Origin of the sequence: Cellulomonas sp. RIT-PI-Y (assembly GCF_025642745.1) — a bacterium.
Taxonomy (GTDB): Bacteria; Actinomycetota; Actinomycetes; order Actinomycetales; family Cellulomonadaceae; genus Cellulomonas.
Map to the genome: position 1 here is coordinate 1 of NZ_JANZKP010000038.1, position 15,845 is coordinate 15,845.

Annotated in this window: 14 protein-coding genes; 10 read left to right on the forward strand and 4 right to left on the reverse strand. The window is 73.5% G+C overall.

The window, feature by feature from the left end; all coding sequences use genetic code 11:
* Positions 1-189: 189 nt before the first annotated feature.
* On the forward strand, positions 190-987 hold the full coding sequence (locus OGL89_RS12045) for an HAD-IB family hydrolase (RefSeq protein ID WP_263120394.1): 798 nt from the start codon (positions 190-192) through the stop codon (positions 985-987).
* A gap of 215 nt (positions 988-1,202) precedes the next feature.
* On the opposite strand, the gene OGL89_RS12050 is transcribed toward OGL89_RS12045, so the two are convergent.
* Positions 1,203-2,147 (reverse strand): Fic family protein, encoded by a 945-nt coding sequence (locus OGL89_RS12050; protein ID WP_263120395.1) that lies wholly within the window; start codon positions 2,145-2,147, stop codon positions 1,203-1,205.
* Positions 2,148-2,237: 90 nt separating this feature from the next.
* Between OGL89_RS12050 and OGL89_RS12055 the strand changes: the two genes are divergently transcribed.
* The 9 genes from OGL89_RS12055 to OGL89_RS12095 all read left to right on the forward strand — a co-directional run bounded on the left by OGL89_RS12055 (position 2,238) and on the right by OGL89_RS12095 (position 12,795).
* Entirely contained in the window at positions 2,238-3,671 is a 1,434-nt protein-coding gene (locus OGL89_RS12055) for an NAD-dependent malic enzyme (protein WP_263120396.1), read from the forward strand.
* Positions 3,672-3,830: 159 nt separating this feature from the next.
* Positions 3,831-4,949 (forward strand): 23S rRNA (uracil(747)-C(5))-methyltransferase RlmC, encoded by a 1,119-nt coding sequence (rlmC, locus tag OGL89_RS12060; protein WP_263120422.1) that lies wholly within the window; start codon positions 3,831-3,833, stop codon positions 4,947-4,949.
* A gap of 49 nt (positions 4,950-4,998) precedes the next feature.
* Positions 4,999-5,820, forward strand: a complete 822-nt coding sequence (locus OGL89_RS12065; protein ID WP_263120397.1) for a formate/nitrite transporter family protein — start codon at positions 4,999-5,001, stop codon at positions 5,818-5,820.
* A 202-nt stretch (positions 5,821-6,022) separates the two neighbouring features.
* Positions 6,023-7,126, forward strand: a complete 1,104-nt coding sequence (locus OGL89_RS12070) for a hypothetical protein (RefSeq protein ID WP_263120398.1) — start codon at positions 6,023-6,025, stop codon at positions 7,124-7,126.
* A gap of 35 nt (positions 7,127-7,161) precedes the next feature.
* On the forward strand, positions 7,162-9,204 hold the full coding sequence (gene acs / locus OGL89_RS12075; protein WP_263120399.1) for an acetate--CoA ligase: 2,043 nt from the start codon (positions 7,162-7,164) through the stop codon (positions 9,202-9,204).
* 198 nt (positions 9,205-9,402) lie between these two features.
* Positions 9,403-10,788 carry a dicarboxylate/amino acid:cation symporter gene (locus OGL89_RS12080; RefSeq protein WP_263120400.1) on the forward strand — a complete coding sequence of 462 codons (1,386 nt, stop codon included), beginning with the start codon at positions 9,403-9,405 and terminating at the stop codon, positions 10,786-10,788.
* 85 nt (positions 10,789-10,873) lie between these two features.
* A complete protein-coding gene (locus tag OGL89_RS12085) occupies positions 10,874-11,626 on the forward strand; it encodes a LysR family transcriptional regulator substrate-binding protein (protein ID WP_263120401.1) in 753 nt (250 codons plus the stop codon).
* A 43-nt stretch (positions 11,627-11,669) separates the two neighbouring features.
* Positions 11,670-12,410, forward strand: a complete 741-nt coding sequence (locus tag OGL89_RS12090; RefSeq protein WP_263120402.1) for a Sir2 family NAD-dependent protein deacetylase — start codon at positions 11,670-11,672, stop codon at positions 12,408-12,410.
* A gap of 124 nt (positions 12,411-12,534) precedes the next feature.
* Positions 12,535-12,795 carry a hypothetical protein gene (locus OGL89_RS12095; RefSeq protein ID WP_263120403.1) on the forward strand — a complete coding sequence of 87 codons (261 nt, stop codon included), beginning with the start codon at positions 12,535-12,537 and terminating at the stop codon, positions 12,793-12,795.
* 221 nt (positions 12,796-13,016) lie between these two features.
* Here OGL89_RS12095 and OGL89_RS12100 read toward each other — a convergent pair whose 3' ends face one another.
* From OGL89_RS12100 to OGL89_RS12110, 3 genes are read right to left on the reverse strand one after another with little or no spacing between them, the layout of a single operon-like run.
* Entirely contained in the window at positions 13,017-13,829 is an 813-nt protein-coding gene (locus OGL89_RS12100) for an ABC transporter ATP-binding protein (protein WP_263120404.1), read from the reverse strand.
* Complete coding sequence (locus OGL89_RS12105) at positions 13,826-14,851, reverse strand: iron chelate uptake ABC transporter family permease subunit (protein WP_263120405.1); 1,026 nt, start codon at positions 14,849-14,851, stop codon at positions 13,826-13,828. Before OGL89_RS12105 ends, OGL89_RS12100 begins: the two co-directional genes overlap by 4 nt.
* Positions 14,848-15,825 (reverse strand): iron ABC transporter permease, encoded by a 978-nt coding sequence (locus tag OGL89_RS12110; protein ID WP_263120423.1) that lies wholly within the window; start codon positions 15,823-15,825, stop codon positions 14,848-14,850. Before OGL89_RS12110 ends, OGL89_RS12105 begins: the two co-directional genes overlap by 4 nt.
* Between the last annotated feature and the right edge of the window lie 20 nt (positions 15,826-15,845).

A 15,845-nucleotide genomic window follows, 5' to 3' on the forward strand; every position in this document is an offset into this window, starting at 1 on the left:
GCCGCACACCACGGCCACCGCCGTCCTGGGTCCTTCGCCCTCGTGCCCGACACCCTCCGCTCCGGGCACCGCCCCGGCCACCGCCGACACCCCGTCCTGGGGACCACCTCGCGAGACCCCCACCTGTGGACAGGTCGTCGCCCGGGAACCGCGCGGATACGCTCGCTCGGGACGGACAGGAGCCCGCCCATGACGTCCCCGCAGCCCGGACAGCCGCGATCGGCCGCGTTCTTCGACCTGGACAAGACCGTGATCGCCACCTCCAGCGCGTCCGCCTTCGCGCGACCGTTCCTGTCCGGCGGGCTGCTGACCCGCCGCGCGGTGCTGCGCTCGGCCTACGCCCAGGTCGCCTTCCTGCTCGGCAGCGCGGACGAGGGCCGGACCGAACGGCTGCGCCTGGCGCTGTCCCGCACGGTCACCGGGTGGCGGGTGTCCCAGGTCGAGGAGCTGGTCGAGGCGCACGTCGACCGGGCGATCCGGCCGGTGCTGCAGCCCGAGGCCGCGGCACGGATCGCGGCGCACCACGCAGCCGGCCAGGACGTGGTGATCGTCTCCGCGTCGGCGACGGAGCTGGTGCGACCGATCGCCCGGCTGCTGGGCGTGGACCGGGTGATCGCCACGGTGATGACGGTCGAGGACGGCCGCTACACCGGGGAGATCGACTTCTACGCCTACGGCGAAGCCAAGGCGGTCGCGATGCGGGAGCTCGCAGGACGCGAGGGGTACGACCTGGATGCCAGCTCCGCCTACACCGATTCGGCCACCGACGCACCGATGCTCGCGGCCGTGGGGCACGGCTACGTGGTGAACCCGGATCGCGGGCTGCGCCGCCTGGCGGCACGGCACGGCTGGCAGCCGGTCAGCTTCCGGGGTGCGCGGGTGGAGGTCGAGGCGCGCCGCCGGTTGCGGATCGGTGCGGTGGTGGCGACGGCGGCCGCGGGACTCGCCCTCGGCGTGGGCCTGCGTCGGGGACCGACCGCTTCCTGAGACGCCGTCCCGCATCGCGAACAGGTGCGCGCACCCACCTGGGACTTCACGCGGACCCCTTCCCAGCGGGCGCGGGGAGTGCTGTGATCGGCCTCACAACAGAATGGTCTCGGGGGAACCCACGCGCGATCCGTCCACGCATAGGACGCGTCGACCGGGCTGGTCCCGTAGCGACGTCTTCACTGCACGCCTGCTAGCCCCCGCAGACCATGTGTTCAGCGACGGCGCTCCTCGCGGGCGCCGTCGTCTGTGTCCGGCGCCGCAGCCGGATCGTCCTCGCCCACCGGGGACTCGCCCAGCCGCCCCGCGAGCACCGCCTCCGCGACCACCCGGCCGGCCTCGGCCCCGTCGACCACCGAACGCGCACAGGACGCGATCCAGCCGGCGACCCCGTCCGGGCTCCCGGTGGCGAAGCCCGCCGCGGCCCCCAGATACGGATTCGGCGACTGCGCCCACGACTCCTCGGCCACGACGGCGCCGGTCGGGTCCAGCCCGCGCGTCACGAGCACCAGCCGTGCCGCCGCACGGGCCACGATGCCGTTGCCCGCGGCGAACGGCCGCAGCGCCAGCACCTCCCCGTGCAGCACCGCGGCGGCGACCACGGCCGGGGCCCGGGTGGTCGACAGCATGCGGGCCAGCAGGGTCATCCGGCCGGCCAGCACCGCTCCGGTCGGTGCAGGCCCCAGGCCGGTGAGGTCGCGGGGCGGCTCGTCACCGCGCAGCCGGCCCAGCTCCGTCGACGGCAGCAGGTCCCGCATCGCCGCGGTGTGCAGCCGGGCGAGCAGCTCCCCCAGCGGCGGCACCGGGGGTCCACCGGGCGCGCCGAGATCCGGGCGCCAGCGCGCGGCCAGTGTGGTGGCGCGCAGCGCCCCGGCCACCACGGCCAGATCCGGGTCGTCAGCGACCGAGCCGACCGCCAGTCGTCGCACCGACGTCAACGGGACCCGCGCGCCGTCGACCGCCGCACTGCCCCGGACCGCGCGCAGGTCGGCCTCGGCGCGGACCTCGCGCCAGCGCCGCCGGAACCCCTCGTGCCAGCGCAGCTCCTCGCAAGCGGTCCGGGCCGCCTCGACCGCGTCGGCGACCCCGGCCAACCCGAGCAGCCCGGCCAGCGGATCCGGGCCGTCGTCCGCCGGTCGCTCGGCACGCGGTCGTCCCACGCTCGGTCCCGGCCCCAGTCCCGACGACACGCTCACCCGTCCACCCTAGGTCCGGATGCGCGCGCCGTGACACGCGCCACAATGGCCCTCATGTCGACGCCGACCGTGTCCTCGTCCATCACCGCCCGCCTGCACATCGAGGCCCGACCCACGGCGGTGAGCGAGCTGACCGGGGCGATCGAGCGCTGCGGCGGCATCGTGACCGCCCTGGACGTGACCGCCTCGGGGCAGCAGCGCCTGACCATCGACGTCACCTGCGCCACCAGCGGGCAGGAGCACGCGGCCCAGATCGTCGAGGCGGTCCGCGCCCTGCCGGGAGTCGACATCGAGCGGGTCTCGGACCGTACCTTCCTCATGCACCTGGGCGGCAAGCTGTCGATCGAGCCGAAGGTCCCGCTGCGCAACCGCGACGACCTGTCGATGGCGTACACGCCGGGGGTCGCCCGGGTGTGCGAGGCGATCGCCGCCCGGCCCGAGGACGCCCGCCGCCTCACGATCAAGCGGAACACCATCGCCGTGGTCACCGACGGCAGCGCGGTGCTCGGGCTCGGCGACATCGGCCCGTTGGCCTCGCTGCCGGTGATGGAGGGCAAGGCGGCGCTGTTCAAGCGGTTCGCCGGGATCGACGCGTTCCCGCTCGCCCTGGACACCCAGGACATCGACGAGATCGTGGAGACCGTGGTCCGGGTCGCCCCGGTGTTCGCCGGGATCAACCTGGAGGACATCTCCGCGCCGCGCTGCTTCGAGGTCGAGCGCCGGCTGCGGGAACGGCTGGACATCCCGGTGTTCCACGACGACCAGCACGGGACCGCGATCGTGGTGACCGCCGCGCTGACCAACGCGCTGCGCGTGGTCGGCAAGCAGATGCAGGACGTGCGGATCGTGCTGTCCGGCGCGGGGGCGGCCGGCACCGCGGTGCTCAAGCTGCTGCTGGCCGACGGCGCACGCGACGTGGTGGTGGCCGACATCGACGGGATCGTGCACCCCGACCGCGACCTCGCCTCCCCGGAGCTGCGCTGGATCGCCGAGCAGACCAACCCGCGCCGGCTGTCCGGGACGCTGCGCGGCGCGATCGCCGGGGCGGACGTCTTCATCGGCGTCAGTGCACCCGACATCCTCACCGGCGAGGACCTGGCGACCATGAACTCCGACGCCATCGTGTTCGCCCTGGCGAACCCGCGGCCGGAGGTGGACCCCGCGGTCGCCGCCCAGCACGCCGCCGTGGTCGGCACCGGAAGGTCGGACGTGGCCAACCAGATCAACAACGTGCTGGCGTTTCCGGGGGTGTTCCGCGGCCTGCTGGACGCCCAGTCGCACACCATCACCGACGACATGCTGCTGGCCGCCGCCCGGGCTCTGGCCTCGGTGGTCACCCCGGAGGAACTGAACCCGGCCTACATCATCCCGAGCGTCTTCCACCCGGACGTGGCAGCGATCGTCGCGGCAGCGGTGACCGAGGTGGCCCTCGCCGGGGCGGAGCCGCGGGCGGACACCGGGGCGATCGCGACGCTGCCGGGCTTCTGAGCCCGCGGCGGGCTACTCGCTCAGCGCCAGGACCTCGCCCCCGGCCCCGATCGCCCAGGCGTCGGCGGGGGCCGGGTCGTCGACGTTCCAGCCGAGCGACGCCATGCTGTCCTCGGTGTGCTCGGTCTCCACCCTCCGTACGATTGCCCGGTGCTGCGCCTGATCTGCCCTCACTACGACGCCTTCCGGTGCCGTAGCTGCACGCTGATCGAGCAGGACTACGACCAGCAGGTCGCCGACAAGCAGCGCCGCTGCCAGGAACTGCTCGGGCCGGGGGTCGCGTGGCTGGACCCGGTGCTCAGCACGCCGAACGCGTTCCGCAACAAGGCGAAGCTGGTGGTCGGCGGCACGACGGCAGCCCCGACGCTGGGCATCCTGGACCCGGAGGGAGCCGGGGTCGACCTGCGGGACTGCCAGCTCTACCCCCCGGAGCTGCAGGCGGCCTTCGACCCGCTCGCGCGGTTCATCACCCGCGCCGGGCTGGAGCCCTACGACGTCCCCGCACGGCGCGGTGAGCTGAAGAACGTGCTGGTCACCCAGTCCCCGGACCGCGAGCTGATGGTCCGGTTCGTGCTGCGCAGCACCGAGGCACTCGCCCGGATCCGCAAGCACCTGCCGTCGTTGCAGGCGGAGCTGCCGGGGCTGGCGGTCGCGACGGTGAACGTGCTGCCCGAGCACAAGGCCGTGCTGGAGGGTGACCGGGAGATCGTGCTCACCGCGTCGGACACCCTGCGGATGCGGCTGAACGGACTGGACCTGCACCTGCGGCCGCAGAGCTTCTTCCAGACCAACACCGCGGTCGCCGCGGAGCTCTACCGGATCGGCCGGGAGTGGGCGGACCGGGCCGATCCGCGCACGGTCTGGGACCTGTACTGCGGGGTGGGCGGCTTCGCGCTGCACGTCGCGGCGCCGGGACGGCAGGTCACCGGCATCGAGTGGAGCACCGAGGCCATCGCCTCAGCGGAGCAGACCGCCGCGGAGTCGGGGCTGCCGGGGCTGCGGTTCGCCGCGGGGGACGCGACGGAGTTCGCGGTCACCGCGGACGCGCCGCCGGACCTGGTGATCGTGAACCCGCCGCGCCGGGGCGTCGGGCCGCGGCTGGCGGCCTGGCTGGAGGAGTCGGGCGTCCGGGACGTGCTCTACTCGTCCTGCAACGCGGTGTCGCTGGCCCGGGACCTGGAGTCGATGCCGTCGTTGCGCCCGGTGCGGGCCCGTCTGCTGGACATGTTCCCGCAGACCGGTCACTACGAGGTCGCGGTGATGCTGCGCCGGGCCTGAGGGCTTTTCGTCCCATGTCTATCCCGGGTGCGTCCGGGAGCATGAGCACGTGCTGACCGTCACCGAGGCCCTCGACTACCAGACCGGCGCCGCGCGGACCAAGACCGATCTGGCCCGCCGGCCCTGGGTGTACCTGGTGAACACCATGCTCGCCGGGGCGTACATCGGCATCGGTGTGGTGATCATGACCACCGCCGGGGGTCCGTTGAAGGACGCCGGGTCCGGGCTCGCGCCGCTGGTGCAGGGCCTGGTGTTCGGCGTCGCCCTGACCATCGTGGTGGTGGCCGGCGGCGAGCTGGCGACCAGCGCGATGATGGTCTTCGTCCAGGGCGCCCTCCGGCGGTCGATCAGCTGGACCCGGGCGGGAGCGACCCTGCTGGCCTGCCTGGCCGGGAACCTGCTCGGTGCGCTGGTGTTCGCCGGGATCCTGCACTTCTCCGGCGCGCTCGGCCCGGACACCTCCGCGGGCGGCACCCTCGCCGGGATGATCGCGCACAAGGCCGAGGAGTCGAACACCGAGCTCTTCTTCCGCGGCATCCTGTGCAACCTGATGGTGTGCCTGGCGATCTGGTGCGCCGGACGCCTGCAGAACGAGGTCGCCAAGATCATCGTGATCTTCGCCTGCGTGATGGTCTTCATCACCTCCGGCTTCGAGCACGTGGTGGCGAACATGACCACGTTCGGCTTCGGCCTGTTCGGCGACCTGCCGCACGCGACGATCGGGGAGTTCGCCAGGAACGTGCTGTTCGTCGGGCTGGGCAACCTGGTCGGCGGCGGGCTGCTGGTCGGCGCCGCGAACGTGGTCGCCGCCTCCCCCGCGCCGGTCGCCGAGCTGCCGCTCCAGCGCACCCCGGAGACCGTCGACGCCTGAGCCCGGTCGGGTCGCGCCCGCCCCGCTCGCGAGGGTCGGCGCCGGGACGCGGTCAGGTCTCGATCCGGTCGACCCGGGCGTGCCGCCGCGCGCTCGCCGGTGCGCCCGCCTACCGTCGTGGCACCAGAGACCCCGCCCGACCAGGCACTGACGGGTCGAGATCAGCCGCGGGGACGCCCGTCGGCGACGCGAGGAGCCCGAGATGAGCACCACCCCGGAGCAGCAGCCCACCGACGACGACCGCGCCACCCCGGCGGCCGACGACGCGACCGCCCCTGCCGCCGCTGCCGAATCCGCGCCGACGACCGGGGACACCTCCGCGGAGGAGCCCACCTCGACGACCGAGGACCTCCCCGCAGCGGATCCCGCGCCCGCGCACGACGACGCCCTCGCGGCCGGTGCCGCCTCGACGACCGGCACCCCCGCCCGTGGCGCCGCCCACGTGCAGAGCCGCCGGGCTCCGGTCGCCCCGGAGCCGATCGAGGACGAGGACCTCCCGCGTCCGGACACCGCCCCGACCACCGCGCTACCGGCCCTGGACGACCCGCTGACCGGCCCGCTGCCGGAGCCGGTGGCGACGACCACCGGCGAGTCCGCCGCCGTGCGCCGCACCAGCTTCCGCACCGACTACGACGTCCCCGGCACCGCCGCGCCGGACCGGTTCTCCGCGACCCCGCCGCCCGCACCCGCCCCGGTCTCCCCGCCGTACGGCACCGACCTGCCCGGCACCGGCCCCGCGGACGATCAGGTCCCCCCGGGCGACGCCACCGTCCCGGTCCCGGAGGCCACACCGGCCCCGTTCCCGGTCACGCCGGCCCCGGTGACCGAGCAGCAGCCGCGCCGCGTCCGTGAACCGCGCCGCGGTGGGATCGGCCGACTCCTGCTGGGCCTGCTGATCGGCCTGGTCGCCGGAGCTGCCGGCCTCTGGCTGGTGCTGTTCGGGCAGTCCCGGATCCTGGGCGTGCAGGCGCCGGGCTGGGACGCGTCCTACGACCCGTTGGGCGTGGTGCTGGTGACGGTCGGCGTGCTGGTCCTGGTCGCCCTGGTCGGGTTCGGCGCCTGGTCGACCGCCGCACCGCTGACCGCGGGCCTGCTGAGCACGGTGATCGGCGTGGTGTACCTCTACGTCCCCGCGACCACGCACGCGGACACGGTGTCCTGGCTGGCCACCGATCACACCCTCGGATCGGTGGAGCGGACGGTGGTGGCGGCGACGTCGGGCACCCTGTTCGTCACCGGCGCGCTGCTGCTGGCGACCGGCCTCACGTTCGCCGCGATGAATCGTCGACGCGTTCCCCGTGCATAGGACGTAAGTCCTACTAAGGTGCTGGACGGCGGTCGATGACGACGCGCCGCCCCGCACGCTGGGAGGACACCGTGGTCCTGCACGACACCGATGACACCACCGGGCAGCCGACGCCCGCCCGCACCGGGCTGGAGAACCTGCTCGCCGAGGACCGTCGCTTCGCCCCCGATCCGGAGTTCGCCGCGCAGGCGAACGTGCACGCCGAGGTCTACTCCTGGGCGAACGCCGACCGGCTCGACTTCTGGGCCGACCAGGCCCGCGGACTGCTGGACTGGGCCACGCCGTTCACCCAGACCCTGGACTGGTCGGGCGCCCCGGTCGCGCGCTGGTTCGCCGACGGCACCCTGAACGCCGCCTACAACGCCGTCGACCGGCACGTGGCGGCGGGGCGAGGCGACCGGGTGGCCCTGCACTTCGAGGGGGAGCCCGGTGACACCCGGACTCTGACCTACGCCGACCTGCTGCGCGAGGTGTCCAAGGCCGCGAACGCGCTCACCGAGCTCGGGGTCCGCACCGGGGACCGGGTCGCGATCTACCTGCCGCTGATCCCGGAGGCCGTGATCGCCATGCTGGCCTGTGCCCGGATCGGCGCGCCGCACTCGGTGGTCTTCGGCGGGTTCTCCGCGCAGGCCCTGCACTCGCGGATCCTCGACGCCGACGCCCGAGTCGTGATCACCGCCGACGGCGGCTACCGGCGCGGCGCCCCGAGTGCCCTGAAGTCGACCGTCGACGAGGCGCTGGCGGCCGGCAGCGGGGAGATCGTCCGCCACGTGCTGGTGGTCCGTCGCACCGGGCAGGACGTGGACTGGACCGAGGGTCGCGACCTCTGGTGGCACGACGCGGTGGACGGCGCGAGCGACCAGCACGAGGCGGTCGCCGTCGAGGCCGAGCACCCGCTGTTCATCCTCTACACCTCCGGCACCACCGGGAAGCCGAAGGGCATCTTCCACACCACCGGCGGCTACCTGACCCAGGCGGCGTGGACGCACCGGAACGTCTTCGACCTCAAGCCGGAGACCGACGTCTACTGGTGCACCGCCGACATCGGCTGGATCACCGGTCACACCTACGTGGTCTACGGACCGCTGATCAACGGCGCCACACAGGTGATCTACGAGGGCACCCCGGACACTCCGGACAGGGGCCGGTGGTGGGACATCGTGCAGAAGTACCGGGTGTCGATCCTCTACACCGCGCCCACCGCGATCCGGACCTGCATGAAGTGGGGCGAGGAGCTCCCCTCCGCCCGTGACCTGTCCAGCCTGCGGGTGCTGGGCTCGGTCGGTGAGCCGATCAACCCCGAGGCCTGGACCTGGTACCGCCGGGTGATCGGCGGCGACCGCACCCCCGTGGTGGACACCTGGTGGCAGACCGAGACCGGCGCGATCATGATCAGCCCGCTGCCCGGGGTCACCGCCGCCAAGCCCGGGTCCGCCCAGGTCCCGCTGCCCGGGATCGCCGCCACCGTGGTCGACGACGACGCCCAGCCGGTGCCCGACGGCGCGGGCGGGTACCTGGTGCTGACCGAGCCCTGGCCCGCCATGCTCCGCGGGGTCTGGGGCGACGAGCAGCGGTTCCGGGACACCTACTGGTCGCGGTTCCCCGGGATCTACTTCGCCGGGGACGGGGCCAAGAAGGACGACGACGGGGACATCTGGCTGCTCGGCCGGGTCGACGACGTGATGAACGTGTCCGGCCACCGGCTGTCCACCACCGAGATCGAGTCCGCCCTGGTCGCGCACCCCGCGGTCGCCGAGGCGGCGGTGGTCGGCGCGGCGGACGACACCACCGGCCAGGCCGTCGTCGCCTTCGTGATCCTGCGCGGCGACGCGCAGACCGATCCGGAGACCGTCGGCGAGGACCTCCGGGCCCACGTCGCCAAGCTGATCGGACCGATCGCCAAGCCGCGCACCGTGCTGGTGGTGCCCGAACTGCCCAAGACCCGCTCGGGCAAGATCATGCGCCGGCTGCTGCGCGACGTCGCCGAACACCGGCAGGTCGGCGACGCGACCACGCTGGCGGACGCGTCGGTGATGGACCTGATCCAGCAGGGACTGGCCACGCCGTCCACGGACTGAACGCCGGGCGCGCGGTCCGGGGCCGTGCCTAGACTGCTCCGGACCGCAGCGAGGACAGGGGGACGCATGACCGGGTGGCAGCTCACCGCGCGTCGTGCCGTCGACCTCCGGCGGGTGGCCAGCGCGCTCTGTCGTTGAGCGCCGCTCAGCTCCCCGTCCGGTTCTCCCGGCGCTCCGACGCGCCCGCGAAAGGTCCCCATGTCCTCCACCGCCCCTGAGCGCTCCCGCCTGCGCTCCGTGCTCGGCAACTTCGGCTTCCAGATCATCGCCGCCCTGGTCCTGGGCGTCGCCCTGGGCTGGCTCGCGCTGAGCATCGGCCCGACCGGCGACGACTCGCCGAACTGGCTCGCCACCACGCTCGACACCGTCGGGTCGTCCTTCGTCACCCTGCTGCGCGCCATCGTGCCGCCGCTGATCTTCACCGCCATCGTCGCGTCGGTCGCCAACCTGCGGAACGTGACCAACGGCGCCCGGCTGGCCGCCCGCACCCTGCTCTGGTTCGCGATCACCGCGCTGGTCTCGGTCGTGATCGGCATCGGGCTCGGCCTGGTGCTGCAGCCCGGCCGGCACACCACCCTGTCCGTCGAGGACGGCTACGACGTCGGCCGCACCGGCTCCTGGCTGGACTTCCTGGACGGCCTGATCCCCGCCAACCCGCTCGGCCTCACCGCCAGCACCAGCGCGGGGGACGACGGCAGCCTGAGCACGTCCCTGAGCTTCAACGTGCTGCAGATCGTGATCATCGCGCTCGTGGTCGGCGTGGCCGTGCTGCGCACCGGGGCCAAGGCCGACCCGTTCCTGTCCGTCGTGCAGTCGACGCTGACCGTGATCCAGCGCGTGCTGTGGTGGATCATCCGGCTCGCGCCGCTCGGCACCCTGGGTCTGGTCGGGCACGCGGTCGAGGCCTACGGCTGGGAGTCGCTGGCCTCGCTCGGCCGGTTCGCGATCGCGGTCTACGTCGGTCTCGCCCTGGTGCTGTTCGTGGTCTACCCGGTGATCCTGCGGGCCAACGGGCTCAGCATCGCCCGGTGGTTCCGCGGCGCGTGGCCCGCGATCCAGCTCGCCTTCGTGTCCCGGTCCTCGATCGGCACCCTGCCGGTCACCCAGCGGGTCACCGAGCGGAACCTCGGCGTGCCGTCCGAGTACGCGTCCTTCGCCGTGCCGCTGGCCGCGACCACCAAGATGGACGGCTGCGCGTCGATCTACCCGGCGGTGTCGGCGATCTTCGTCGCGCAGATCTTCGGGATCGACCTGTCCTTCTGGGACTACCTGCTGATCGCCTTCGTCTCCGTGGTGGGTTCCGCCGCCACCGCCGGTCTCACCGGCGCGATCGTCATGCTGACCCTGACCCTGTCCACCCTGGGCCTGCCGCTGGCGGGGGTCGGCCTGCTGCTGGCGATCGACCCGATCCTGGACATGGGCCGGACCGCGGTGAACGTCGCCGGCCAGACCCTGGTGCCGACCATCGTCGCCCAGCGGGAGGGCATCCTCGACCGCGTGCAGTACGACCGGGCCCAGGCGGAGGACCTGTTCTCCGAGCGGGACGAGGCCGCGGCGGCCCCCGAGCCGGTCGGCGCGCGCTGACCCCGGTCGCGGGCGGTCCCCGGACCGCCCGCGACCGTCGGCGACTACCCTGGACCGGCCAGCGACCGGAAGGACCGCCGACGCCATGACCACCCCCGACCGGGACCAGCGCTTCCGGCTCGCTCTCACCCCCGGCATGCAGCCGACCGCCTGGACCCGCACCTGGGCCGACCGGCTGCCCGACCGCCCGTTGGACCTGGTCCAGGTGACCGACGCCGAGGCCGGGACCGTCCTGCTGAACGGCACGGCCGACGCCGCGCTCCTGCGCCTGCCCGTCGACCGGGACCGGCTGCACGCCATCCCGCTGTTCACCGAGGTCACGGTCCTGGTGCTGCCCAAGGACCACCTGCTCACCGCCCTTGACCGGATCACCCCGGCCGACCTGGTCGAGGAGACCCTGATCACCCCGGCCGACGACGTGCTGCGCTGGACCGACCCGCCCGGTGAGCCGTCCCTGCTGCCCACCCCGGAGACCACCGCCGACGCCGTCGAGCTGGTCGCCGCGGGGGTCGGCCTGCTGGCGGTCCCGATGTCGCTGGCCCGGCTGCACCACCGCAAGGACCTGACCTACCGGCCGCTCATCGACGCACCGGACTCCCAGGCGGCTCTCGCCTGGACCCGAGCCCGGGAGGACGACCCCCTGATCGAGGAGCTGATCGGGATCATCCGCGGGCGGACCGCCAACAGCTCCCGGGGGCGCGCCGCCGAGCCGCCCGCGACGCGGACGGAGCCGAAGAAGCGGACCCCGCCCCCCGCGCGCACCGGCCGGGAGACGTCGGCGTCGCGGCGCAGGACCGGTCGACCGGGTGGCGGGACGGCCAGGCGACGCGGACGCTGATCGCCGGTCACGTCCCTCCGCCCGGACGTGGCAAGGTCGGGGTATGCACCAGCGCCGCCCCGGTTCCCATCTCACCGTCCTCACCGGCGCCGGCATCTCCACCGGCTCGGGCATCCCGGACTTCCGCGGGCCGGAGGGCACCTGGACCCGGCACCCCGACCAGGCCGAGCTGCTGGAGATCGACCGGCACGTGAACGATCCCGCGGTCCGGGCGGCGGGCTGGGCGATGTGGCGCGACCACCCGGCGTGGACGGCCGCTCCGTCGGCGGCGCACCGGGCGCTGGTGGAGCTGGAACGCGCCGACCTGCTGGAGGCGGTGCTGACCCAGAACTTCGACGGGCTGCACCAGGCGGCGGGTCACGGGCGGGAGCACGTGATCGAGCTGCACGGCAGCCTGCGCACCACCAGCTGCCTGCGGTGCGGCGCCCGTCAGGCCACCACCGCGGTGCTGGACCGGCTCGCCCGCGACCGGGACCCGGAGTGCCTGGAGTGCGGCGGCATCCTGAAGCCGGACGTCGTGTACTTCGGCGAGCGGCTGCCGGAGGACGCCCTCGGCCGGGCGATCGCGGCGGCACAGGACGCCGACGTCTTCCTGGCGATCGGCAGCACGCTGAGCGTGCAGCCGGTGGCCAGCCTGACCGGGATCGCGGCCGAGGCGGGCGCCGAGGTGATCATCGTCAACGCCGAGCCGACGCCCTACGACCACCTGGCCTCCCGGGTGGTGCGCGAACCGATCGAGACCGCGGTGCCCGAGCTGGTGACGGAGCTGATCGCCCGGGGGTGACCGTGGTTCCACGGCCGTCGGCACGGGGAAGCTCCCAGGACGGCCCGGAACGGCCGCGCCGATTGCGGAGGCTGGCCGGGACGGTCCGGATCGCCCGGACCCGGTTCCGCCCGGAGGACGCAGAATGCCGCACGATCGACAGCAGGTCCAGGACGAGGTGCGGTCCGCCGTGATCTACGGCGAGCTGCTCGCCGCGCTGTTCAGCAGCCCGATGGATCGGGCACAGCTGGACACCTGGGTGCGGGAGCACGATGCGGCGCTGGAGCTGGCCGAGGCGGTCTGGCGCGGCTCGGTACGGCTGACCGCCAAGGGTGGTGCGGCGCTCAACGGCCGCCGCCACCGGGACGCGGTCTCCGCGATGCTGCACGACCTGCTGACGCCCTGAGCCCCTCAGCACAACCCCGCACCGACCCCCTGACCGCGCGCCTGCTTGACCGCCTGCCCGGCCCGGGTCAACCCCGCCGAGTGCGAAGATCTTGTCGCCCAAATCGCCCGAACAGCACCAAGTTCTCCGCACTCGGCTAGGGGTAGCCGAGGGTTCAAGGGGTCGCGGGTCCTGGGTGACCGCGGGCCCGGGCGGTCGCGGGTACCGGGGCGGTCGCGGGTTCAGCCCGCGGACGGGCGGACGTGGTGGCGGCCGATCGGGAGCATGAGCGGGCGGCCGGTCAGCGGGTCCTCGACGACCTGGCTCTCCAGGCCGAAGACCGCGCGGACGGTGTCCACGGTCAGGACCTCGCCGGGCTCCCCCGCCGCGTGCACCCGGCCGTCGGCCATCGCCACCAGGTGATCGGCGTAGCGGGCCGCCAGGTTCAGGTCGTGCAGCACCATCACGATGGTGGTGCCGCGGTCCCGGTTCAGGTCGGTGAGCAGGTCCAGCACCTCCACCTGGTGCGAGACGTCCAGGAAGGTGGTCGGCTCGTCGAGCAGCAGCAGGTCCGTCTGCTGGGCGAGGGCCATCGCGATCCAGACCCGCTGCCGCTGACCGCCGGAGAGCTCGTCGACCGAGCGCTCGGCGAGCTCGACGGTGCCGGTGGCCTCCAGGGCCGAGGCCACCGCGACGTCGTCCTCGCGGCTCCACCGGGACAGCACGCGCTGGTGCGGATGCCGTCCACGACCGACCAGGTCGGCGACCGTGATCCCCTCCGGCGCGATCGGCGACTGCGGCAGCAGACCGAGGGTCCGGGCGAGCTGCTTGGCGGGCAGGGTGTGCACGGCCGTCCCGTCCAGCAGCACCTGGCCTGCCCGGGGGGCGAGCAGCCGGGACATCGACCGCAGCAGGGTGGACTTCCCGCAGGCGTTGGCGCCCACGATCGCGGTGATCCGCCCGGACGGCACCGTGAGGTCCAGGCCCTCGATCACGACGCGGTCGCGGTAGCCGAGCGACAGCCCGGCGGCCTGCAGAGTGTGCGAGCTGGTCACAGCGATCCTCCGGTGCGGTTGGTCCGCACGATCAGGTAGATGAGGTACGGGGCGCCGAGCGCTCCGGTGATCACGCCGACCGGGTAACGCGCCCCGAAGGCGTACTGCCCGACCAGGTCGGCGACCTGCACCAGCAGCGCGCCGACCAGTGCGGCGGGCACCAGCATCGATCCACGCGGGCCGACGATCCGGGCGGCGATCGGGCCGGAGAGGAAGGCCACGAACGCGATCGGGCCGGCCGCCGCGGTGGCGAAGGCGATCAGCATCACCGCCCCGACGATCAGGATCAGCCGGGTGCGTTCGACCGGGACGCCGAGCGCGGAGGCGGTGTCATCGCCGAGCTGGAGCTGGGCCAGGTTCCGGGACTGCCCGACCAGCACCGGACCGAGCACGGCGAGCGCGATCAGCACCGGCAGCACGTCGGACCAGCTGGACCCGTTCAGGCTGCCGGTCAACCAGCGCATCGCCTCCTGCAGCTCCCAGCGCGGCGCCTTGCTCAGCACGTAGCTGGTCACCGACTCGAGCATGGCGGCCACGCCGATGCCGATCAGGATCAGCCGGGTGCCGAGCACGCCCTTGCGGAAGGACAGCAGGTAGATCGCCAGGGCGACCCCGAGTCCGGCCACGATCGCGAAGATCGAGATCTGGGCGCCGCCGAGCGAGAGGAACACGATGCCGAAGGCAGCCGCGGCGGAGGCCCCGGTGCTGATCCCGATGATGTCCGGGCTCGCCAGCGGGTTGCGCAGCATGGTCTGGAAGGTGACCCCGCCGATGCCGAAGCACAGCCCGGTCAGCACCGCGAGCACCGCACGCGGCAGCCGCAGGCGCCCGACCGTGAAGCCGGCGCCCGGCACGTCCTGACCGAGGACCACCCGCAGCACCTCACCGGCCGGGTAGAAAGTGCGCCCGATCATCAGACTGGCGACGAACACCGCCACGATCAGGACCAGCAGCACCACCAGGGTGATCCGGCGACGCCGGAGCCGTCGGGTGCGGAGCTCCGCGACCAGCACCGCGCTCACAGTTCACGCACCTTCTGCCGACGGACCACGTAGATGAAGAACGGCGCCCCGATCAGCGCGGTGATGATGCCGACCTGGACCTCCTCCGGGCGGGCGATCACCCGGCCCGCGACATCGGCGAGCGTGACCAGTCCGGCCCCGGTCAGTGCGGAGAACGGCAGCAGCCAGCGGTGGTCGACGCCGACCAGCAACCGGCACAGGTGCGGCACGACCAGACCCACGAACGCGATCGGACCGGCCACCGCGGTCGCGCCACCGCAGAGCAGCACCGCGCCCAGCGAGGACACCGCCCGGGCCAGCGCGACCCGCTCGCCGAGTCCGGCGGCCAGCTCGTCGCCGAGCGCCAGCGAGTTCAGGGATCGCGCGGAGAGCAGGCAGATCAGCGCGCCGACGCCCAGGAAGGGCAGCACCGGCGTGATCTGGTCGAAGCCCGCACCGCCGACCCCGCCGATCTGCCACGAGCGCACGTTTGCGGCGATGTCCCCGCGCGGCAGCACCACGGCGCTGATGAAGGAGGAGAACGCGGCAGAGGTCGCCGCTCCGGCCAGCGCGAGCTTGAGCGGCGTCGCACCCCCGCTGCCCAGCGAGCCGACCGCGTAGACGAAGACCGCGGTGACGGCCGCGCCGAGGATCGCGGTCCAGATGAAGGCGGTGGCGGTCCACATCCCGAACCAGGCGATCCCGGTGACCACCGCCAGCGAGGCGCCCATGTTCACGCCGAGGATGCCCGGGTCGGCCAACGGGTTGCGGGTGACGCCCTGCATCACCGCACCGGCCAGGCCCAGGGCCGCGCCGATCAGCAGCGCCAGCACCGTGCGCGGGATGCGCTTGGCGACCGCGGCCTGCCCGATGTTGTCCGTCGAGCCGCCGAGTGCGGACCAGATGTCCGACCAGCCGACGTTGCGCGAGCCGATGGTGAGCGAGGCGATCACCAGCAGGACCAGGACGCCGAGCACGACCAGCAGCCAGAGCAGACGCACCCGCGCCGGGCGTC

What these genes read in the sequence shown, in the direction of transcription:
- OGL89_RS12095 (WP_263120403.1), top strand. Translation starts at nt 12,535, where the DNA reads ATGCCGCACGATCGACAGCAGGTCCAGGACGAGGTGCGGTCCGCCGTG.
- OGL89_RS12045 (WP_263120394.1), top strand. Translation starts at nt 190, where the DNA reads ATGACGTCCCCGCAGCCCGGACAGCCGCGATCGGCCGCGTTCTTCGAC.
- acs (WP_263120399.1), top strand. Translation starts at nt 7,162, where the DNA reads ATGACGACGCGCCGCCCCGCACGCTGGGAGGACACCGTGGTCCTGCAC.
- OGL89_RS12085 (WP_263120401.1), top strand. Translation starts at nt 10,874, where the DNA reads ATGACCACCCCCGACCGGGACCAGCGCTTCCGGCTCGCTCTCACCCCC.
- OGL89_RS12080 (WP_263120400.1), top strand. Translation starts at nt 9,403, where the DNA reads ATGTCCTCCACCGCCCCTGAGCGCTCCCGCCTGCGCTCCGTGCTCGGC.
- OGL89_RS12090 (WP_263120402.1), top strand. Translation starts at nt 11,670, where the DNA reads ATGCACCAGCGCCGCCCCGGTTCCCATCTCACCGTCCTCACCGGCGCC.
- OGL89_RS12055 (WP_263120396.1), top strand. Translation starts at nt 2,238, where the DNA reads ATGTCGACGCCGACCGTGTCCTCGTCCATCACCGCCCGCCTGCACATC.
- OGL89_RS12070 (WP_263120398.1), top strand. Translation starts at nt 6,023, where the DNA reads ATGAGCACCACCCCGGAGCAGCAGCCCACCGACGACGACCGCGCCACC.